Source organism: Alloalcanivorax venustensis (assembly GCF_047495515.1).
Classification (GTDB): Bacteria; Pseudomonadota; Gammaproteobacteria; order Pseudomonadales; family Alcanivoracaceae; genus Alloalcanivorax; species Alloalcanivorax venustensis.
On sequence record NZ_CP179934.1, the window covers coordinates 1,520,178 to 1,540,836 of the forward strand.

The window sequence follows — 20,659 nt, forward strand, 5'->3', positions numbered from 1 at the left end:
GGCTCTAGGTTTGCCGCTCTCGGTCCGTGGGGGATCAAAAGCGCAAGGAATAGCAATTTGGGGGTAGGGCATGGAGACGCCTTTTGCCGGACCTGGCTTCCGGTTTCGTGTTGTGTTTTTTCTTTTTGCCGTCCTGATGACGGTAGCAACGTCATCACCGGCGCACGCTGGTCTGGCGGAAGGCCGCAGCTGGCTGGCCAGTCAGGTCACCGACAATGGCGGCATGGCCGGAGACGCCAGCCTGGCTATCGGTTTTCAGGCCACCTCGGAGGCGGTGGCACTGTGGCGCGCGGCGGAATGGTCCGGCGGTGCGCTAATCGATGGCCTTCCGGCCTATCTGCAAACCGCGGAAGCGGACGCCAGCACGGAAAATCTGGCGCGGCGTTTGTTCATGGGGCTCGCTGCCAACGGTGTCGATGGCGACCTTCGTGATCGACTGCTGCGCCGCAAGGGCGAGCGTTCCGGGTTCGGTGCCTTCCCGGGCTACCAGCCCGATCCGCTTAGCACGGCGTTCGCTCTCGCCGCGCTGCGGCAGTACAACATCACCGGTGAGCCGGCGGCCCAGGCCATCGGTTTTCTGCTTGATAGCCAGAACGAAGACGGTGGCTGGGGCCTGGACGGGGAAAGCTCCCAGGTCCAGACCAGTGCCCTGGTAATGCAATCGCTGTGGGAGTTCCGGCGTGACTTCAATATCGCCGGCGCGCTTTCCGAGGCGCGTGGGTTCTTAAGCAACCGTCTGGCCAACGGCGCCGTGACCGACACGGAGAGCCTGGCCCTAGTACTGATTCCGCTACTGAACGAAGCGGTGGACCGGTCCCCTTACGATGACTGGGTGGCGGAACTGACGAGCCGGCAGAACCCCGCCGGCGACTTTGAGAGTGACACCTACATCACGGCTCTGGCGCTTCGGGCGCTGGCCTTGTCGGCGCAACCGCCGGCCGATCTCACGGTGCTGAACGGCACGATTGTCGACGCGGACAGCGGCCAGCCCTTGCCCGATGCGCTGATCGCCTTGCAAGGTCCACAGGACATCGACGCGCGCAGCGACCAGGCGGGCGCCTTTCGTTTTACCGATCTTCAGCGCGGCCATTACCGCGTAGAAATATCCCGTTCCGGCTATCGCACGCTGATTCTTAACACCGTGTTGGAGACCGGTGACAAGCGTGACCTTGGCGAGATCCGACTGGATGTGCGTGCCACCGACCCGGACACCGGCGAGCCGGTGACCACCGGGCTGATACGCGGGCAGGTTACCGACCGCCGCAGTGGCGCGCCGCTGTCCGGGGCAACCATTGCTCTGGCCGGTGGCACGTCGGTGATTACCGGCGCGGATGGACGCTATTTGCTGGACGAGGTCGCCGCCGGAAGCGTTGCGGTGTCCGCCTCGGCGCCGGGTTACGGGCAGGCCCAGGGCCAGGCCGAGGTGGTGGCCGGCCAGACACTGATTTTTTCCCCGGCTCTGGATCCCCAGCCAGACGGTGATGTGACCCTGTCCGGTACGGTGACCGCGCAAGAGGGCGGTGAGCCTGTCGCCGGGGCGATGGTAACGGCTCAGGTCGGTAACGAGAGCAAAAGCGCCACCACCGGCGCCGACGGCTTCTATCAGCTGGACGAACTGAACGACGGCGAACTGACGGTGACGGTCAGCGCCGGTGGCTTTCAGCCGGCGTCCGGCGTGGCGCAGGCCTCACCGGGCGCCGACATCACTTTTTCTCCGCGCCTCGTCGAGGAAGGCGCCCCCGGCGGCGAACAGCCCGGCGGCTTTACCGGCACGGTGGTGGACGCCATCACCGGGCGCGGCATCGAAGGCGCCCGGGTGCTGGTGGAAGGCGACAGCTATCAGGAAGAAAGCCTGACCGACCAGGACGGTGGCTTCCAGCTTGCAGGGCTGCCGAGCGGTGACGTGAGTTTGGAAGTCAGCATGGATGGCTACCTGCCACTGACCGGATCCGGTGCGGTGGAGGCCGGCTTCATCAATGATCTGGGTGAAGTGGCCATCACGCCTCGGGACGAAGCGGTGAACAGCGTGACCGGCCGTGTGGTGGACGTGCGCACCGGTGATCCGCTTCAAGGCGTGCTGGTGCAGGTCGGGCCGCCGGGGAGTGCCACAGTGAACGGCGAAGGGCTCACCGGCCAGGACGGTGCGTTCGAGGTGCCGGGACTGCTGCTCGCGGATTATGAAATCCGCTTCTCCCTGGATGACTATCAGGACAAGGCGTTCCCACTGGTGATGACCACCGGCGGCACGCTTGATCTGGGTGAAATCCGCATGCGTCATCCCGGCGTCGATGCGCTGCTTCCGGATCTTGCCGTACAGGGCCTGGATACCGCCGCGCTGACCTCGAATCAAGCCACCTTCGCCGCCGGCGGTACGCTGGGCGTCACGCTGATTAACCGGGGTAACAGCGATCTTACCCAACCGTTCGAAGTGATCGCGTTCAGTGATCTGGATGGCGACGGCGTCTGGGGTGTCGATAACGAGCCCGTACTGGGCAGCCTGGTTGTCGCCGAAGCGGTGGAAGTGGACACCGCCCTGGACCTGGAACTGGCCATCGAGGGGGATCTGCCGTTCAGGGACGCGCCGATTTCGGTGATGCTGGATTCAGAGCAATCGATCACCGAACTTTCCGAAAGCAATAACCTGGAAAGCACCGCCGGCGAGTGCGTGAACAATCAAAAGCCCTATCTGGACCTGGGGCTGTGCATGGATTCCTCCGGCAGCGTTAGCCGTTCGGAGTTCCAGCTGCAACTCGAGGGCACCGCGCGGGCCATCGAAGACGCGGATATTGTGCCCCGGGATGGCAGTGTGCGGGTGTCGGTGACGCAGTTCGCCAGCGGCGCCTACGTGGAATTGGATCCGGTCATTGTTGAAGAAGACAACGTCGCCGAAGTGGGCGATGCGATCCGCGCGATCAACAAGCGCGGCGGCGGGACCAGCATCCACAGCTGTATCGATCGTGCTTCGGACCTGATTACCAACGCGAGCCCGGCGGCCCCATTGCGTGTGATTGATGTCTCCACGGACGGGCAATCCAACCAGTCCCGTGCGGTGGCTGCCTCCGAGCGTGCCCGCCAGGCTGGTATTAGTGTGCTAAACGCAATCGGCGTGGGGTCTGGTGCGAACGAAAATCTGCTGAACACTATTGTCTTCCCCCAGCCCGCGGGCGGCGAGCGTGGTTTCGTCCTCACGGTGGATGGCTATGAAGAGTACATGGAAGGCATCGCCGGCAAGATTTCCAGAGAGACGCGCATCGCCGACCTTACGGTGGGTGCGCTGACCCTCCTCGACAACGGTAACGGGCAAACCGTCAGCCTCAGTGCCGTGTTGGGCAACGCCGGCTCGGCGGATATCTCCGAAACGGTCACGTTGACATTCTACAACGGCGATCCATCGGCAGGGCAGGTGATCGGTGACGTTGAGTATACCGGCGGCCTGGAATCCGGTACCCGTCAGACGGTGGTGTTGGAGGATATCGACGCGACCCTGTTGTCCGATGACGAGGTACAGGTCCGCGCGCAAATCAGCGGAGAGGTCTCCGAGTGCAACACCGGCAACAATACCGCCTCCGAGACCGTGTCCGCGCGCCTCGGCGAGGTCTCGCTTATGTTGTCGAGCCACACCCTGGCGCCGGGCGAGCAGCTGGAGCTGGACGCTTTGGTCACCAACAGCGGAGCGCTGCCGGCGGGCTACCAGGTGGCCTTGCATATCGAGGACAGCGACGGCGTCCGCGTGATCGGCTTCCCGGAACAAGGGGTCGCCGAGCTCGCCGCCGGCGAGGCGCAACGGGTGGTCGATCAATGGAACACCGGCGTTACCGTGGCCGGCCCTTACCGCGCGGTGGCTGTTCTTTACGCGGCCGATGGCCGCACGCTTGATACCGACAGCGCGGACCTGGTGATCCGGGAGGGCGGTGACTCACCCGTGCCGGTGGCTGATGTGCGCGTGGGTGCCGAGCGGGCGTCCTACCGGCTGGACGAGACCGCCGCTCTGGAGAGTCTGCTCGAAAATACCAGCGCCAGCACCCTGATCCAGAATGCCCGCTATCGGCTTGTGGTCAGCGGCCCTGATGGTGCCGTGCTTCTCAACGAGGAGCGACCGGTAAGTAGCCTGGCCGTGGCGCAGGTGCTGCCGTTCAGCGACGCGGTGTCGCTGGATAACACGCAACCCGGCACCCACAGCGTAGCCGGGACTCTGCTTAACGCCGATGGGGAAACGCTGGCGCGGGATCAGGCGACGTTTGATGTGGTCAGGGACCCGTTGGCTGCCGTGTCCGGCGAAGTCACCCTGGCGCAAGAGTGGGTGTATCAGGGCGACAGCCAGACCTGCCGCTACCGTGTCTCGTTCCCCGAAGGCGCCGATCTCCGCACCGTGACGGTCACGCGCACCCGACTTGATGTGGACAACCGTGAAACCCTGGCTACTGAAAGCGCCTCGGTCACCCTGAGTGGCGATGAACCTCTGACCTTCACGGATTCGTTCAGTACCGCGGGACGAACCCTGACCCGGCATGCCTGTGCATTGAGCGTAAGCCTGGACGGCGAGGTCCGGGAACTGGATCAGGCGTTGTTCCAGATTAAGGAGAAGCCGCTGTCGATCGAGACCGGTTTATACGCCTCCGATGCACCACGACTGCTGGTGCTGGCGGATCCGGTTCGTTCCACCTGTGAAGCCGTCACCGGTATCACTCTGAAGGCGGATTTCGAACAGCCGGTCCGGCCGCTGGATACGGTTAACGCCAAGGCGCTGGAAAGTCCGTTCCTGATTCGGGACCTGGAAACCGCCACCCCGCGCTTCTTCGACGGCGAGATGGATAACGACGGCGAGCGCCGCCTTGATCTGACGATCAGCGATCTCGATGCCGAGGGCGTTGAGGTGCGAATCGAGGGTGAGGACCTGGTGGAACGATTCGAGAGCAAGCACAGCCTTGAGGTGATGGTGGATTACCCGCGCTTCCTCTGGTTCCGGAACACTCTGACCACCGGAAAGCGGAAGTTTCATTGCGGCAAACCACCGGAGCCCGGCGATAACCTGGGCGATTTCCAGGTGGTGGACGTCTCGCTGGAGGAACGCGCCAGGAACGATCAGCGCGACAATAAGCTGGAGCAACCCGCGCTCGCCGAGCAGCGCGCCCGTCTGGACACCTTCCTGGCAAGCCGCGCACATACCCTGGTGGATTCATCAAAGGCGTTCCGGCGGCAGCTCCATGCCGGTCAGCACCACCAGTATCTACTGCTCGCCGATCGTGTGCCGCTGAATCACTGGGACGCCAAGTACCTGCGCGAAGCGGCAAACCGCGGCGAGGGCGTCATCCAGGCTTCCGGCGACCGGCCGCACCCGCTGCTTCTGACCACGGCCCTGGGCCTGAAGTCCGGTCACGGGCCGGGCCATAAGCCGCATCGCCCCCACACCATCACCTTGTTGGACAGCGCTCTGGCCCAGGCCGGTGAGCTGCCACTGCTTTTGCAGCGCCAGGTGCCGGCGACCCGTCTGCGCGGGGCGGATCTGGCCGGTTACTTCAAGTCGTCATCGCATCACAAAGGACGTCACGGCGGTCATCACCACGGTTGGCCGCATCCGGATCCCAACACCCCAGCGGTCACGCTCAATGAATACGGGGAAGGGCGCACGGTGTTCCTGGCCTTTGACTGGCTCGCGGAAATGACTGCCTCCGACCCCACCGGCGATGAACCCGGCGCCATGACCGCATTGATGGAGCAGGCCCTCGCCCACACCGCGCCGTCAATCCAAGAACCTGTGGCCGGTGAGCCGTTGCCGGTGCGTCTGACGGTTGAGAACACCGGCGCGGCCCTGGCTATGACCGTCAGCCTGGCCTGGGACAACGGCGCTGAGTTGTTGGACGCCGTGCCCGCCATGGGTAGCGATAACCAATGGCACTTCGACCTGGCCGCCGGGGAAAGCCGTGTCCTGCGAGCCTGGATCGGCTCCGGCAAGGATGATGAACATGTCCAGGTTGAAGCCGTCTTTGAAGGCCAAGATGCATCCGGCAACTCGGTGACGGCTTCAGAGCAGCTCACCCTGTCGTTGGACGACAGTGAGGCCAGCCTTGTGCAGGTCTATCGAGACGTTGGTACCGCGTACTGGCAGAGGCCCTGGGACATCGCTTTGAAGAAGGCGCTGATGGAACTGGGCGCCGCCAAGCATGCGTTGCACCACGGAAAGCGGGATAAGGCGCTGCGCTTCGCACTGAAAGCCACCTCGTCACTGGCGGCGTCACACCATTCGGAGGCCAGTGCGCTGCGGCTTGAGCTCGACCGGGCGATTCGGGGGATTCGCCCATGAAAACCACATACGGAAAAGGACCTTCTCTGGGGGAGACCATCATGGAACAGATTCGTCGCGCCGGTGCGCTGTGCCGCACCGTGGCCCTGGCAACCACTATTCTGCTACTTAACGCCGTGATCTGGCCGTCCTGGGCGATCGCCATCGAAACCGAGCGCCATAAGGAGCAGCAGGAACAGGCCCGCTGGGAAGCCCGGCATCAAACCTTCGATCAGGTCTTGCGCGGCATTCGTGACCAGGCGCGTGAGCAACAACAGACTATCAACGAGCGACTCGGCGAGAACTCCGGAATCATGGCACGCGCTGCCCGGGCGCTGGGGCTTGGCGACGAAGCGCTGGCTACGGAGCGCCTTGTCTGGCTGCAGGAAAAAGCGAAGGTGATGCACCAGCAAGCGTTGGCCGGTTTTGAAGAAACCGGGGCCCGGCTGGAGAAAACCAACGCCAGTGCTCGAATTCGCGACCGGCATGAGCGCGCAGTGGCGGACTATCGCCAGCGTTATCAACGTTTGCAGGAGCAACTGCGGTCGGTAACCGGCTCAGCGTCACTCGCCGCCCAGAGCGACGCCGCCGCGGAGCTGGTCGGTTTCCTGGAGCCGTTCCGCATGGAGAAGCCCCGTGACCCCTTCGACCCGAACAAGCTCCCCTGGCGAACCCCGGACCCGGACCAGACCCGCGCCCCCGCGAACAGCGCTTCCGAGTTAAGCCGCAGAACCGGGCTGCCCCTTTTCGATATGGGGACCCAGGTCGCCAGTTCATCGGCGTCCATGGACGGCATCCTGTTGGAAAGCGCGGTGGCCCCCGACGAGGAGCATCTGGCGAGCACCCTGGACGCGGATATCACGCCGGCCATCGAAGCGCTGGCGGAAGAGCTGAATCACGAGCCCGTGGCGATCTACCAGTGGGTGCGCAATAACATCGAGTTCGTTCCCAGCTACGGCTCCATCCAGGGTGCCGAATACACCTTGGAAAGCCGTCGCGGTAACGCTTTCGACACCGCCAGCCTTCTGATTGCGCTGCTGCGTGCCTCTGAAATACCGGCGCGCTACGCCATGGGCACCGTGGAAATACCCGCGGACCAGGTAATGAACTGGGTGGGTGGCGTCCGTGCTCCCGGCGCGGCCGGCAACCTGCTCGGCCAGGGCGGCATCCCGAATACAGCCATGACCCGTGGCGGCCGTGTCGACAGCTTCCGCTTGGAGCATGTCTGGGTGGAAGCCTGGGTGGACTTCCACCCGAGCCGTGGCGCGGACCATCGCCAGGGCGATAGCTGGATCCCAATGGATGCCAGCTTCAAGCAGTACGACTACGGTGACGGCATGGCGCTGGACCAGGAGGTGCCTTTCGATGCACAAGCGCTGGCCGACACCATCGAACAGCAAAGCACCATCAACGAAGAAGAAGGCTGGGTGCAGGGCGTGCCCGGCGGCGCCATTGAAGACAGCCTCGAAGACTATCGCGCGGAAGTGGAAGCCTACATCGACAGCCAGGCCCCGGACGCCACCGTAGGTGAAGTATTGGGGAGCAAAGGCATCAAGGAAGTGATTCACGAACAACTGGCCCCTTCACTGCCCTACCAGCGGATCACTCGCCAACTGACCACGCCGGAACTCTCGGATTCACTGCGCTGGAAGTTCAAGTACCAACTGCACACCGACGCCAACGGCTACAAAGGCACCGAGCTGTTCACTATTGAGGAGCCCACCGTGGGGCTCGCCGGCAGAAAGCTCTCCGTATCGTTCTCCCCGGCCACGCAGGAGGACGAAGACACCCTGGCCGGCTATTTGCCGCAACCGGATGAAAACGGCGACCTGGACCCGGGTGAACTTCCGGAGACCCTGCCCGGCTACCTGATCAACCTGAAAGCCGAGTTCGCCGTCGACGAAGACATCGTCGTCAACCCGGACGTGGAAGTTACCATGGGCTCCGGCCTGATCTCCGAGATGGGCTACTGGCAACCGGGCCGGGGCTGGGACACCTCGGAAAACAACCCGGTCGCCGGTGAATACCGCGCGCTCGCCCTGGACCTGCAAGGCATCAGCGCCCAGGCCGCGGACGATCTCGAAACCAGCCTGGAAGCCACCCGGGCCAAGCTGGATGCCGAGGACTACGCCGGCCTCACCAAGCAACAACTGGTGGGTGACATGCTTTACAGCACCATCCTCGGCTACTTCGCACTCAACGACATGCAGGACCAGATCGGCGAACGGCAAGCCAACAGCGTCGGCTACAGAGCGCCCAGCTACGGCCTTTTCAAAACCAGCCTGCAACCGCAATACTGGTTCGGCATGCCCCGCGACGTAAAAGCCAGCGGCCTGACCATGGATGTGGACCATATGAGCAGCATCCGCGTCGACAAGGACAATAACCGCGACCGCTGGGTCGCCGTGAACCGCGCCAATGGCGCCCGCATGTCCGCCATGGAGCACTTGGTGCCGGAAGAGATGTACAGCACCGACGACAACCCGGCCCACGGCATCAGCGCCGTAAAAGCCCTACAGCTGGCCGCGGCGGAAGGCCAGAAAATATGGACCATCACCCAGAGCAACCTGAGTCAGGCCATGGCCGCCCTCAACCTGAGCAGCTCCGTGGAAGCAGACATCCGCAACGCCGTCCGCACCGGCAAGGAAGTCACCGCCCACGAGGACACCATCAACTTCCACGGCCGTCCCTCCGCCGGCTACATGGTCATCGACCCCAAAACCGGCGCCGGCGGCTACCTTATCGCCGGCGGCGAGAACGGCGGATTCCTATCTGTAATCATAGCTGCTCTGTTGGGTTTCTTAGGGGGGATTACTATGAGTGGAAAAACTGGCCAGCCAGTTTTCTCAGAAAGACTAAGGACTTTGGCTAGGCAAGCAAGATACGTTTCTATACTCGGAGTGATATCCCTTTTTGTCGAGACTTTGGGCGCGCTGGGGGATGATTCGTTAAGTATTTCTAGCAAGATTGGTCGTATTTCAACCGCGATGTTTGCTTATGCGTCAACATCCATTGTGACGGCGGCTGCGTTTAGTGTTATTGGAGGGCCTGTTGCTGCTGCGATCGCGGGCCTAGTCTTTGCTGCTATCATAACAGTGCTTCTTATTAACTTTAATAGTAGGTATTTTTCGTCTAATCATATTAGATTTTTCAGAGGTTATGCGTGATATACGAAATAATCGCTTTTTTTTTGGCGGCCATTTCTTCACTCTCTCTCGTGATTTTTATGACTATGTGCTGGGCTAGATTCTGGCCCAGGGTTCCAAGTAAAGACACTGAAAAATTAGTAAACGAGGTGAAGGTTGGTGATCGTAGGGTTTGGATTGTTACTGTTAAATACCACTATTTTCATCAAGGTGAAAAATACGAAGGTAATACGTATTTTCTTTTTGGAGGACGTCCCTTTTCATCAAAAGAAAAGGCGGAGGAAGCGGAAATGCCAGATCGTGTATTCGTTTGCCCGGTCAGTGCGAATATCAGCTATCTAAGGCAGGACCAGAGGACATTTTGGTTCTTTTTGGGAGCTGCCATTTTCGGCTATATCGTGACTCCATTTATATTTTTATTGTCATGAAGGGCCATTGGAGCCGTGTGGGACAGACGTTTTCCGCACGTGGGCTGCCTCGTTCGGGGGATACTATGCGACGTTCGGCGGACCTACGATTGATTACATGATATACCGAAAGGAGAACAACCATGAGGATGTCGATTTCAAAGGCTTGTGTCGTGGCCCTGCTGATCACTGCGCCTGCACTGGTTTCGGCGGAAACGCCCAACATTAACCCTGGCCAGTGGGAATATGAGACCACCATGACGATGAGCGCCGGTGGCCAGGCGATGCCGGCCCGGACCATGAAGAACAAGGACTGCGTGCGCCAGGAAGACGTGACCGATCCGGACCTGTTCGGCGGTGATGAGCTGAAGGACTGTGAGGTGTCCGAGCTGGAGCAGAGCCGGTCACGGTTGCGTTATACGCTGAGCTGTCCGGGGCCGGACGGTTCGCCCTATACGATGTCGGCGGACCTCAAGCTCCAGGGCGACACCATGGAGGGCACCATGACGGGTGATATGAAGAGCCCCATGGGGCCGATGAACATGCGCATGGAGCTGAGCGGCAAGCGCATCGGCGACTGCTGAGTGTCGGCTGCTTCGGGGTTTTATTCGAACTCGCCGTGGCGGCCGGCGCCTTTGGCGAAGCGTTCGGCGCCGGCGATGGCTTCTTCGAAGACGATCGGGTAGCCGCCGGCGCCTTCGCGGGCCAGCGCGTCCGCCAGGGGCTGGTCCCATTGCTGGTAGGCGGAGAGCCGGTCGGCGCGCAGGCAGCGTTGTGGGAAGCCGGCGATGCTGTGGGCCAGGGCCTGGGCGCTTTCCAGGCCTTCGCCGTCGTCGACCACGCGGTTGGCGAGGCCCATGCGCAGGGCTTCGTCGGCGTGCACCGGGCGGCCGGTGAGGATCATGTCCATAGCGTGGCCCTGGCCGACGATACGCGGCAGGCGTACGGTGCCGCCGTCGATCAGCGGTACGCCCCAGCGTCGGCAGAACACGCCGAACACGGCGGAGGCCTCCGCCACCCGCAGGTCACAGAACAGCGCCAGCTCCAGGCCGCCGGCCACGGCGTAGCCGGAGACCGCGGCGATCACCGGTTTGCTGAGCAACATGCGCGACGGGCCCATGGGGCCGGGGCCGGTGCCTTTCGGTTCGACTTCGTTGCGGCGTTGCGGGTCGCCCAGGGCGGCCAGGTCGGCGCCGGCGCAGAAGTTGCCGCCGGCGCCGGCGAGCACCGCCACGCTGACGGTGTCGTCGTCCTCGAACGCCTGAAAGGCGTCGCGCAGGGCGTCGGCGGTGGGGCGGTCCACGGCGTTACGCTTGTCCGGCCGGTTAATAATGATCGTGCGGACCGGGCCGTCGGTTTCGACAAGGATCGGGGAAGCGGACACAAGGTTCTCCTGTTTCTGGGCTCCGCCGCAGTATCGCCTATCCGGCGCCCTTGGTGTACGCCGGGGGCGGCGAGGTTTCCGATTTGCGGATCAGGAACACCGCCAGGGCGGCGAGCACGCAGGCGGCGCCGGCGGCGAACAGCGCGGGGGTGTAGGTGAGCAGCAGGGTGCGCGACAGGCCCGCGCCGTAGGCCGCCACGGCGCCGCCGAGCTGGTGGCCGGCGAAGATCCAGCCGAACAGCATGCCGGCTTTTTGCGGGCCGAACGCCTGGCCGGCCAGCTTGATGGTGGGCGGCACGGTGGCGATCCAGTCGAGGCCGTAGAACATGGCGAACAGGCCCAGCCCGTACAGGGTGAAGTCGGAGTAGGGCAGCCAGAACAGGCTCAGGCCGCGCAGGCCGTAATACCAGAACAGCAGTTTGCGGCAGTCGAAGCGGTCGGACAGCCAGCCGGAGAGGATGGTGCCCACCAGGTCGAAGGCGCCCATCATCGCCAGCACCGAGGCGGCGGGCAGCGGCGCCATGCCGAAGTCGCCGCACAGGGCGATGAAGTGGGTCTGGATCAGGCCGTTGGTGCTCAGCCCGCAGATAAAGAAGGTGCCGAACAGCACCCAGAACACCCGGTTCTTAAGCGCGCCGCGCAGCAGCCGCAGCGGCTCCAGGAAAGACATCGGCGCGACGCCGGCGGCGGGCGGCGCTTCCACCGAGGTGTCGGCATGGGCGCCGAAGGGGCGCAGGCCCAGGTCGCGGGGATGGTCGCGCACCAGCAGCCATACCAGCGCCGCCACCAGCAGGCAGCACAGCACCACCGGCATCAGCGCCCAGCGCCAGCCCACCACCTCGATCAGCCAGGTGGCCAGGGGCAGGAACAACAACTGGCCGGTGGCGACGCTGGCGGTGAGCATGCCCAGCACCAGGCCGCGCCGCTGCTCGAACCAGCGGTTGGCGACCACCGCGCCCAGCACCAGGGCGATCAGCCCGGAGCCCAGGCCCAGCAGCACGCCCCACAGCAGAATCAGATGCCAGACTTCGCTCATTTGCGTGGACAGGCCCAGCCCGCCGGCCACGGACAGCAGCGCCCCGGCCATAATCGGGCGCAGCCCGAAGCGTTCTATAAACAGGGCCGAGAACGGCCCCATCAGCCCGAACAGCACGAAGCGGATCGCCAGCGCGGTGGAAATCTGCTCCGTGTTCCAGCCGAACTCTTCCCCCAGGGGGCGCAGAAACGCCCCCGGCAAACCCAGCGCCGCCGAGGCGGAAAGCATGGTCAGGAAGGTGACGCCGGCGATCACCCAGGCGTAGTGCCAGCGTCGCATTTACAGCGCTTCCAGAATGGTGGCCACGCCCTGGCCGCCGCCGATGCACTGGGTGGCGAGGGCGTACTTCACCTTTTCCCGTTGCAGCAGCGCCGCCGCCTTGCCGGTGATGCGCGCGCCGGTGGCGCCCAGCGGGTGGCCGATGGCCATGCCGCCGCCGTCCAGGTTGACGGTGGCCGGGTCCAGGTGCAGGTCGCCGATGCAGGCCAGCGCCTGGGAGGCGAACGCCTCGTTGATCTCCACCACGCCCAGGTCGTCGGCGTTCAGGCCGGCCCGCGCCAGGGCTTTGCGGGTGGCGGGAATCGGGCCCAGGCCCATCACCGCCGGGTCGCAGCCGGCGCTGGCCACGGCGCGGATGCGCGCGCTCGGCGTCAGGTTGTGGCGGGCGGCGAAGTCGTCGCTGGTGACCAGTACGGCGGAGGCGCCGTCGGTGAGCGGCGACGAGGTGCCGGCGGTGACCACGCCGTTTTCATCGAACGCCGGCGGCAGCTTGGCCAAGGCTTCCAGGGAGGTGTTGGGCCGGATGCAGCCGTCCTCGGTGACCCACTCGCCGGTACCGGTCTGGATGCGCACGATCTCGTCGCGCAGGCGCCCCTGCTCCCGGGCGTCGGCGGCCTTATGGTGGGATTCCAGCGCCATTTGCTCCTGTTCACCGCGGGGGATGCCGTAGCGTTCCGCCACGTTCTCGGCGGTGCGGCCCATGGACACATAGGCGTCGGTGTATTCCTGGAGCCAGGGGTTGGGTGAGAAATTAAAGCCGCCCTGCGGGACCTGGGTCATGGATTCCACGCCCACGCACAGAAAGGCGTCGCCCAGGCCGGCCTCGATGTTGGCGGCGGCGATATGTATCGCCGACATGGACGAGCCGCAGAAGCGGTTCACGGTCATGCCGCCCACGTCCTGGGGCAGGCCGCTGAGCAGGCCGACGATGCGTGCCAAGTTATTGCCCTGGGACGCCTCCGGGTAGGCGCAGCCGAGAATCACGTCTTCGAGCAGCGCCGGGTCCAGATCGGTGTGGGCGAGCAGCGCCTTGACCACCTGGCTGGCGAGATCGTCCGGGCGCACCCCGGCGAGCAGGCCCTTGTTGGCGAAGTGAAACGGGGATCGGGCATAGCCCGCGATGACAGCTTTCATGGTGTCTCTCCTGTTTGCGGTGCGCCCGGCGCCTGTCGCAACCAGGGCAAACCATTGAACAACGCCAGCGCCACCAGGGCGGCCACCATCACCGCGCACAGCGCGGCCAGGTTGCCTGGCAGCCAGCCGGCCACCAGTGTGCAACCGAGGGCCAGCACCGTCAGCCGCACGACGCTGGCGAACAGCGGCCAGCCCATGCGGCCGGCGCCTTGGGAAGCGAAATACAGCGCCAGGCCCACGCCCAGAAACGCATAGGCCGGGGCGACGATGCGCAGGTATAAGGCACCGGTGGCGATCGCCTCCGGGTCGTCGGTGAACAGGCCCAGCCAGGCGTGCGGGAACAGCGCCGCCGCCACGCCCACGGTTTCGGTGGTGATGGCCGCCACCGCCGCGCCGGTCCAGGCGATGCGCCGGGCGCGCTGGAATTGGCCGGCGCCCAGGTTCATGCCCACCATTGCCACCAGGGCGGTGCCGAAACCGAACACGATGGGAATCTGCAGATACTCGATGCGTATGCCCAGGCCGAAACCGGCCAGCGCTTCCATGCTGGTGCGTGCCACAAAGAAAGTGGCCACCACCACGCACAGATTCGACAGCACGGTGTTCAACGACGACCACAGACCGACGCCGAGGATCTCGCCGAACAGGGCGCGCCGCAGAGAATGGTGCAAACTCAGCCGCACGCCGCCGCGCCCACGGATCAGCGTGGCCGCGAGAATCACCGTGGCGATCAGGTAATAACCGGCCAGCGCCAGACCGGCGCCGGTGATACCCAGTGCCGGCACCGGGCCGAAGCCGAAAATCAGCACCGGCGAGAGCACCAGCAGCAACGGCACGCCGCCCACCATGACCAGCGCCGGCAGACGCATATTGCCGGCGCCGCGCAGTACCGCCGACAGGCCGTTCATCAGCCACAGGAATACCACGCCGGAGAACAGCGCGTTGGAATAGGCCACCGCCGCGCCCAGCGCCGCCCCTTCGCCGCCCAGCAGGGCATAGATGGGAGCAGCCAGGCCGATAACGATGGCGGAGCACACCAATCCGAAGACGCCGACGATGACCACCGCGTGCAGGGCGAGGGCGTCGGCCTTGTCCTGGTCGCCGGCGCCCAGCGAGCGCGCCACCGCCGAGGAGATGCCGCCGCCGATGCCGCCGGCGGACATCATCATCATTAGCATCACCAGCGGAAACACCAGGGCGGCGCCGGCCAGGGCGTCCACGCCCAGCAGGCCGACGTAGTAACTTTCCAGGAAATTGGCCAGTGCCTGGGCCAGCATCACCACCAGGTTGGGGGCCGCCAGCGCCAGCAGGGTGGGCAGCACCGGCGCCTCCAGAATCATCCGGGTGCGCGCATTCGGCAGGGCGCGCGGCGGGCTCAGGGTGGCGGCCTGGTTCACGGTGGTCACCGCTGCATGATCAACAGGGTGGAGGTGGCGCTGGCGTAGAGCTTGCCATTGCGGTCGGTGAGGCGGGCTTCGGCGAAGCCGAGGCGGCGGCCCAGGGTGATCACCGTGCCTTCGGCGCGGACCGGGCCGGTGTCCTTGGTCATGCCCCGGTGGTAGGCCACTTTCAGTTCCGCCGTGGTATAGGCCTGGTCGGCGTCCAGGCTGGCGTGCACCGCGCAGCCGCAGGCGGAATCCAGCAGGGCGGCGGCGTAGCCGCCGTGCACCGAGCCGATCGGGTTATAGACTTTCTCCGAGGGCGTGCCTTCGAACACGGCGCGGCCTTTTTCCACTTCCACCAGGGTGAAATCCAGGGTGTCGCCGATGGCCGGGTTACGCTTCTCCCGCATCAGCATTTGCAGGGTTTCCAGGCCGTTCAGTGCGGCTTCGCTCATGGTTTTACTCCAATGTTCGAGTTAAAAAATCCGGGGTTAGTGCGTGCCGGGCAGCTGTGCGGCCACGGCGTCTAGGAATTCTTCGGAAAGCGCCGGGTCGTCCACCGCCCGGGACAGCACCAGCGCACCCACCATGGCGGCGCAGGCGGCCACCGCCTTCTGCCGGCGGGCGGCTTTGGCGCGGGTGGGAAGGGCATTGCCGAGCAGGTCGATAAAGCGCTTTACGCTGCCGGTGAAGGCGGCGCGCACCGGCGGGCTTTGTCGCGCGGCATCGCCGGCCAGGGCGGCCAGCACGCAGCCATCCCCGGGGGCGTCGCGGTGGCGTTTGGACAGGTAGCGGCGGGCCAGGGTGTCCATGGACGGCCCGTCGCTGTCGCTGACCAGCCGTCGCCAGCGTCGCCCGGTGACGCCGATGGCGTACTCGCAGGCTTCCGCCATCAGCTGTTCCTTGGAGTCGAAATGGCCGTAGAAGCCGCCGTGGGTCAGGCCGGCATTCTTCATCAGTTCGGCCACGCCGATGCCGTCGAAGCCCCGTTCGCGAAACAAACGGGCGGCCTGGTGGACAATCTGCTCACGGTTGGCGGCGGCCTGTTCCTTGCTGACTCTCATGCTGGACCTCTTGCGCTTGGCGGTCGCTTTTTGATGATGGGTGTCATTTATATAATGATGATGACCATCATGTAAATAGGCCGCGTGAAGAAAAGTGCGCCGACGGACTGAGACCGGACTGTGCATGAATAGCGAAAGTGTGGGCCGGCTGCTTTTCTTTTCTCCGGCAAAACCGTTCAATAGGTGGCAATAACGATGACTTCTAAAAGCGAGGAGGGAATATGCAAAACGCCGATTTGGGCAAATTGATTCTGCGCCTGACCCTGGGGCTGCTGTTGTTGCTGCACGGCATCGCCAAGCTGGAAAGCGGCGTGGGCTGGATTTCCGGTTCGTTGCAGGGTTATGGGCTGCCGGGTTTTCTCGCCTATGGGGTGTTTATCGGTGAAGTGATCGCCCCGGTGATGATCATCATCGGCTATTACACCCGGATCGGCGCGGTATTGATCGTGGGCAACATGCTGGTGGCGCTGCTGATGGCGCACATGAACGAACTGTTCGCGCTCAGCAAAACCGGCGGTTGGGCGATCGAGCTGCAGGCGTTCTATCTGTTCAACGCGGTGGCGCTGTTCTTCCTCGGCTCCGGCAAATACGCCATGAAAAACTGAAAGAAAAAAATTATGGGAGCGGGCCTCGCCCGCGAAAGGGTGGCAAGAGCCACCCGGCGGGATTCCAGAGACGCGTGGAATCCCGCCGGCCTGCATACCCCCTTTAAAGCGACCCGTGCATCATGTTCTTGCTGCTGATCTGCCCGTTCAGGGTCCAATAGTCATAGAGAATCCCCAGCCCGAACAGACCCACCGTCAGCAGGTAGATGATGCCGGTGATCCATTTGCCCATGTAGAACCGGTGCAGGCCGAACACGCCGAGAAACGTCAGCAAAATCCAGGTGATGTTGTAGTCCGTGGGCCCGGAGCGGTAGCGGATGTCCGCGGACTCATCCATGCCGGGAATCAGAAACAGGTCGATGATCCAGCCGATAAAAAACAGGCCCAGGGTGAAGAACCAGATGGTGCCGGTGATCTGCCGTCCGTAGTAGAAACGGTGGGCGCCCATGAAGCCGAAGATCCAGAGCAGATAGCCGATGATCTTGCTGTGCGTATCCCGATACATGAAAAACCTCTCCGTTGAATTGAAAACGCCGGGCCGTTATAGCTCGACCTTGATGGCGGCAATCACTTTGTTCGCTTTGACGCGGGCGCGTTCCACGCTGTCGGCGCGGGCCACGGCGACGCCCAGGCGGCGGCTGCCGCTGACTTCCGGCTTGCCGAACAGACGCAGGTCGGTATCCGGCTGCGCCAGGGCCTCGTCCAGATTGCCGTAGCGCATGTCGGTGGACTCGCCTTTCACCATCAGCACCGAGGACGCGGATGGCCCCCGCTGTTCGATCAGCGGCACCGGCAGGCCGAGAATGGCGCGGGCATGCAGCGCGAACTCCGACAGGTCCTGGGACATCAGCGTCACCAGGCCGGTGTCGTGGGGGCGCGGTGACACCTCACTGAACCACACCTGATCGCCTTTGACGAAGAACTCCACGCCGAACAGGCCGCGCCCGCCCAGGGCGTCGGTGACCGCTTTGGCCTGCCGTTCCGCCTCCACCAGGGCGGCGTCGTTCATCGGCTGCGGCTGCCAGGACTCGCGGTAATCGCCGTCCTCCTGGCGGTGGCCGATGGGCGCGCAGAACGAGGTGCCGTCCCGGTGGCGCACGGTCAGCAGGGTAATCTCGTATTCGAAATCCACGAACCCTTCCACGATCACTCGGCCCTGGCCGGCGCGGCCGCCGGACTGCGCGTAGTCCCAGGCGGCGTCGATGTCCTGCTCCTGTTTCACCAGGCTCTGGCCCTTGCCGGAGGACGACATCACCGGTTTCACCACACAGGGCAGGCCGATATCACGCACCGCCGCCAGGTACTCCTCCCGGTTGCCGGCGAAACGGTAGGGCGACGTGTTCAGGCCCAGCTCTTCCGCCGCCAGCCGGCGGATGCCTTCGCGGTTCATGGTCAGGCTGGCGGCGCGGGCGGTGGGCACCACGGTGACGCCTTCCTGCTCCAGCTTGAGCAGCTCGTCAGTGGCGATGGCCTCGATCTCCGGCACGATGAAGTGCGGCCGCTCCTGTTCCACCACGCCCCGTATCGCGGCGCCGTCGAGCATGTCGATCACGTGGCTGCGGTGGGCCACCTGCATGGCCGGCGCGTTGGCGTAGCGGTCCACGGCGATCACTTCACAGCCCAGCCGCATCAGCTCGATGCTGACCTCTTTGCCCAGTTCGCCGGAGCCCAGCAGCAGCACGCGAGTGGCGCCGGGCGCATGGGGGGTGCCCAGAGTGGTCATGGTGGCGGCTCCTTTTTGCATAGGGTTGCGTCGCCCGGGGGCGCATCGAGGCATGATTGTAGCTGAAAGCGGCAGCTTTTTTAGCTTCAAGCTACGGAGTGCCTTGTGGGAGCGGGCCCTGCCCGCGAAAGGCAAGCAAAGCTTGCCGGCAGGATTCCAGAGACATTGCTAGAGCGACCAAGCAGGCCTCTGGAATCCCGCCGGGTGGCTAGTGCCACCCTTTCGCGGGCGGGGCCCGCTCCCACAATAGCCTCGCCCGTCATGCATGCGAGGCTTGCCGCTTCCGGGCGGCGACCAGGAACCGTACCATGTCGGCAAGCTGAAACGGAGAAGCCCGCGATGGCCCAAGACGATGAATTCTGGATGGCCCGGGCGCTGACGCTGGCGGAAAGCGCCGCCGGGGAAGGGGAGGTGCCGGTGGGCGCGGTGGTGGTGCGCGACGGCGAGGTGATCGGCGAAGGCTGGAACCGGCCGATCATCGCCCATGATCCCACCGGCCACGCGGAAGTGAACGCCCTGCGTGACGCCGCCGCTCGGGCGGGCAATTACCGGCTGTCCGGCGCCACCCTGTACGTCACCATTGAGCCCTGCACCATGTGCTTCGGCGCCTTGATGCACGCCCGCATCGCGCGGCTGGTGTACGGCGCCCGGGAACCCCGGGCCGGGGTCTGTGAAAGTCAGCTGGGTCTGCCCGAGCGCGGTTTCTACAACCACCGCATTGAAGTGACCGGCGGCGTTTGCGCGGAGCAAGCCGCGCAATTGCTGCGCGACTTCTTTCGGCAGCGCCGCTAGTCCGCCAGGGCCACCATGTTCGCGCGGTGGCGGTCGGAGTTGTTGGCCCACACCAGCAGGTCGTAGTAGCGGCGGATATGGCGCACGTATACCGCCGCCTGGCCGCCGGGGGCGGCGCCGTAGCGCAGCTGGTTCACGTAGGCCGGGTCGTCGAGCAGGGTGAGGCGGGTTTTCACGTCCTGCCACAGGTCCGGGTTGTCGCCCTGGCGCTCGGTGAGCACGCGGGCGTCTTCCAGGTGGCCCATACCCATGTTGTAGGCGGCCAGCGCCATCCAGGTGCGGTCCGGTTCCTGGATGCGGTCCGGCACCCGGTCGTGCAGCTTACGCAGGTAGGCGGCGCCGGCACGGATGCTCTGGGCCGGGTCGGTGCGGTCGGAGACGCCCATTTCCCGGGCGGTGCGGTTGGTCAGCATCATCAGGCCCTCGACCCCGGTGGGGGAGATCGCCTGGGCGTCCCACAGGGATTCCTGATAGGCCATCGCCGCCAGCAGGCGCCAGTCGAAGCCGGCGTCCACGGACGCTTCCTGGAACTGGGCGGTGTAGCTGGGCAGGCGGTCGTCCATATGGCGGATAAAGCTGCGCGCCGCGTACAGGTTGAACTGGTCCACATGGCCGTAGAAACGGTTCGCCAGCCGGGTGGTGGTGCCGTCCGCCTTGGCCTGGGTCAAAAAGCGCTGCGCCGCCAGATAGAGGCTGCGGTCGTCGTTGGCGCGGAACGCCCACGCCAGGCCCTGATCCACGCTCAGGGTGAAGCCGGACGCCAGGTCCGGAAACAGTGAGCGGTGGATCGCATAGGCGTTGGAGTTGATCAGGGCGTAGTCGCCGTCGCCTTGCTCGACCAGGGCCAGCAACTGCTCGGCGGTGGCGTTCTCCACCTGCTCGAAGCTCAGTTCCGGGTGGTCCAGCTGCGCCGCCACCAGCATGTCCGCGTGGCGGCTGCCGGCGCGCACCAGCACCTCCTTGCCGATCAGGTCGGTGATCTCGGCGGGGCGCTGGTCACCCAGGCGGTACATCACCAGGGTGTCCACGTTCTGGTAGGGGGTGCTGTAGCGCAGCGCTTGGTCGCCGTCGTGGCCGGCCAGCAGGGCGGATGCGGCCAGATCGGCCTTACCGCGGCGCACCGCGTACTTAAGGTCGGAGGTGCTGTCCACCTCCAGCAGGCGCAGTTCCACGCCCAGGCGCTCGGCAAAGCCGCGCGCCAGCTCGTATTCCATGCCGGTGAGGCCGTTGGGGTCACGGTAGACGGTGGTCAGTGAGGGCCGGGTGGCCACCACCAGCTCGCCCCGCGCCTGGACACGTTCCAGGGCGGTGGGGGTGGGGCGCATCGCCACCATCAGCCCGACCGCGCCAAGCAGCGCGAGCGGGGCGATAAGCTGTCGGCCGGGGCGGAGGAAACCGCGAAGCCGTTGTAGCACTGTCATATCCGT

Annotated in this window: 15 protein-coding genes; 6 read left to right on the forward strand and 9 right to left on the reverse strand. The window is 64.6% G+C overall.

Going from position 1 to position 20,659, the window contains the following annotated elements; genetic code table 11:
• The first annotated feature begins 70 nt into the window (after nt 1-70).
• From ACMG4O_RS07310 to ACMG4O_RS07325, 4 genes are all read left to right on the forward strand, one after another.
• The gene (locus ACMG4O_RS07310) at nt 71-6,301 is read left to right on the forward strand and encodes a carboxypeptidase regulatory-like domain-containing protein (RefSeq protein WP_414434770.1); all 6,231 of its coding nucleotides are present in this window, start codon (nt 71-73) and stop codon (nt 6,299-6,301) included.
• Nucleotides 6,298-9,447, forward strand: a complete 3,150-nt coding sequence (locus ACMG4O_RS07315; protein ID WP_414434771.1) for a transglutaminase domain-containing protein — start codon at nt 6,298-6,300, stop codon at nt 9,445-9,447. The genes ACMG4O_RS07310 and ACMG4O_RS07315 overlap by 4 nt, the downstream gene beginning before the upstream one ends.
• Complete coding sequence (locus ACMG4O_RS07320; protein ID WP_142948566.1) at nt 9,444-9,854, forward strand: hypothetical protein; 411 nt, start codon at nt 9,444-9,446, stop codon at nt 9,852-9,854. Before ACMG4O_RS07315 ends, ACMG4O_RS07320 begins: the two co-directional genes overlap by 4 nt.
• A gap of 128 nt (nt 9,855-9,982) precedes the next feature.
• Nucleotides 9,983-10,417: a DUF3617 family protein gene (locus ACMG4O_RS07325; RefSeq protein ID WP_228547993.1), complete on the forward strand. Its 435-nt coding sequence runs from the start codon at nt 9,983-9,985 to the stop codon at nt 10,415-10,417.
• Nucleotides 10,418-10,437: 20 nt separating this feature from the next.
• Here the strand turns inward: ACMG4O_RS07325 and ACMG4O_RS07330 are convergent, their stop codons facing one another.
• Genes ACMG4O_RS07330 through ACMG4O_RS07355 form a run of 6 tightly spaced genes read right to left on the reverse strand, consistent with a single transcriptional unit; the run spans nt 10,438 to nt 16,112 of the window.
• Nucleotides 10,438-11,217, reverse strand: a complete 780-nt coding sequence (locus ACMG4O_RS07330; RefSeq protein WP_142948568.1) for a crotonase/enoyl-CoA hydratase family protein — start codon at nt 11,215-11,217, stop codon at nt 10,438-10,440.
• Nucleotides 11,218-11,254: 37 nt separating this feature from the next.
• On the reverse strand, nt 11,255-12,532 hold the full coding sequence (locus ACMG4O_RS07335) for an MFS transporter (RefSeq protein WP_142948569.1): 1,278 nt from the start codon (nt 12,530-12,532) through the stop codon (nt 11,255-11,257).
• Nucleotides 12,533-13,666 (reverse strand): thiolase family protein, encoded by a 1,134-nt coding sequence (locus tag ACMG4O_RS07340; RefSeq protein ID WP_414434772.1) that lies wholly within the window; start codon nt 13,664-13,666, stop codon nt 12,533-12,535.
• The gene (locus tag ACMG4O_RS07345; RefSeq protein ID WP_414434773.1) at nt 13,663-15,063 is read right to left on the reverse strand and encodes an MATE family efflux transporter; all 1,401 of its coding nucleotides are present in this window, start codon (nt 15,061-15,063) and stop codon (nt 13,663-13,665) included. Before ACMG4O_RS07345 ends, ACMG4O_RS07340 begins: the two co-directional genes overlap by 4 nt.
• A gap of 5 nt (nt 15,064-15,068) precedes the next feature.
• Nucleotides 15,069-15,503, reverse strand: coding sequence for a PaaI family thioesterase (locus ACMG4O_RS07350; protein ID WP_067604838.1), 435 nt, complete (start codon nt 15,501-15,503; stop codon nt 15,069-15,071).
• Between the two features lie 36 nt (nt 15,504-15,539).
• Nucleotides 15,540-16,112 (reverse strand): TetR/AcrR family transcriptional regulator, encoded by a 573-nt coding sequence (locus ACMG4O_RS07355; protein WP_142948571.1) that lies wholly within the window; start codon nt 16,110-16,112, stop codon nt 15,540-15,542.
• Nucleotides 16,113-16,333: 221 nt separating this feature from the next.
• Here ACMG4O_RS07355 and ACMG4O_RS07360 point away from each other — a divergent pair, with 221 nt between their 5' ends.
• A complete protein-coding gene (locus ACMG4O_RS07360; RefSeq protein ID WP_067610125.1) occupies nt 16,334-16,717 on the forward strand; it encodes a DoxX family protein in 384 nt (127 codons plus the stop codon).
• A 103-nt stretch (nt 16,718-16,820) separates the two neighbouring features.
• Here ACMG4O_RS07360 and ACMG4O_RS07365 read toward each other — a convergent pair whose 3' ends face one another.
• Both ACMG4O_RS07365 and purT read right to left on the reverse strand, forming a co-directional pair.
• On the reverse strand, nt 16,821-17,222 hold the full coding sequence (locus ACMG4O_RS07365; RefSeq protein ID WP_142948573.1) for an NINE protein: 402 nt from the start codon (nt 17,220-17,222) through the stop codon (nt 16,821-16,823).
• A gap of 36 nt (nt 17,223-17,258) precedes the next feature.
• The gene (purT, locus tag ACMG4O_RS07370) at nt 17,259-18,440 is read right to left on the reverse strand and encodes a formate-dependent phosphoribosylglycinamide formyltransferase (RefSeq protein ID WP_414434774.1); all 1,182 of its coding nucleotides are present in this window, start codon (nt 18,438-18,440) and stop codon (nt 17,259-17,261) included.
• Nucleotides 18,441-18,779: 339 nt separating this feature from the next.
• Between purT and tadA the strand changes: the two genes are divergently transcribed.
• Nucleotides 18,780-19,232, forward strand: coding sequence for a tRNA adenosine(34) deaminase TadA (tadA, locus tag ACMG4O_RS07375; RefSeq protein ID WP_414434775.1), 453 nt, complete (start codon nt 18,780-18,782; stop codon nt 19,230-19,232).
• Here the strand turns inward: tadA and mltF are convergent.
• The gene (gene mltF / locus ACMG4O_RS07380; protein WP_142948576.1) at nt 19,229-20,653 is read right to left on the reverse strand and encodes a membrane-bound lytic murein transglycosylase MltF; all 1,425 of its coding nucleotides are present in this window, start codon (nt 20,651-20,653) and stop codon (nt 19,229-19,231) included. The genes tadA and mltF overlap by 4 nt on opposite strands.
• Nucleotides 20,654-20,659: the final 6 nt, after the last annotated feature.

Bases quoted from the DNA above. Each gene is read 5' to 3' on its own strand.
- ACMG4O_RS07340 (WP_414434772.1), bottom strand. From the start codon at position 13,666: ATGAAAGCTGTCATCGCGGGCTATGCCCGATCCCCGTTTCACTTCGCC.
- ACMG4O_RS07310 (WP_414434770.1), top strand. From the start codon at position 71: ATGGAGACGCCTTTTGCCGGACCTGGCTTCCGGTTTCGTGTTGTGTTT.
- purT (WP_414434774.1), bottom strand. From the start codon at position 18,440: ATGACCACTCTGGGCACCCCCCATGCGCCCGGCGCCACTCGCGTGCTG.
- ACMG4O_RS07325 (WP_228547993.1), top strand. From the start codon at position 9,983: ATGTCGATTTCAAAGGCTTGTGTCGTGGCCCTGCTGATCACTGCGCCT.
- tadA (WP_414434775.1), top strand. From the start codon at position 18,780: ATGGCCCAAGACGATGAATTCTGGATGGCCCGGGCGCTGACGCTGGCG.
- ACMG4O_RS07315 (WP_414434771.1), top strand. From the start codon at position 6,298: ATGAAAACCACATACGGAAAAGGACCTTCTCTGGGGGAGACCATCATG.
- ACMG4O_RS07335 (WP_142948569.1), bottom strand. From the start codon at position 12,532: ATGCGACGCTGGCACTACGCCTGGGTGATCGCCGGCGTCACCTTCCTG.
- ACMG4O_RS07350 (WP_067604838.1), bottom strand. From the start codon at position 15,503: ATGAGCGAAGCCGCACTGAACGGCCTGGAAACCCTGCAAATGCTGATG.
- mltF (WP_142948576.1), bottom strand. From the start codon at position 20,653: ATGACAGTGCTACAACGGCTTCGCGGTTTCCTCCGCCCCGGCCGACAG.
- ACMG4O_RS07355 (WP_142948571.1), bottom strand. From the start codon at position 16,112: ATGAGAGTCAGCAAGGAACAGGCCGCCGCCAACCGTGAGCAGATTGTC.
- ACMG4O_RS07365 (WP_142948573.1), bottom strand. From the start codon at position 17,222: ATGTATCGGGATACGCACAGCAAGATCATCGGCTATCTGCTCTGGATC.
- ACMG4O_RS07360 (WP_067610125.1), top strand. From the start codon at position 16,334: ATGCAAAACGCCGATTTGGGCAAATTGATTCTGCGCCTGACCCTGGGG.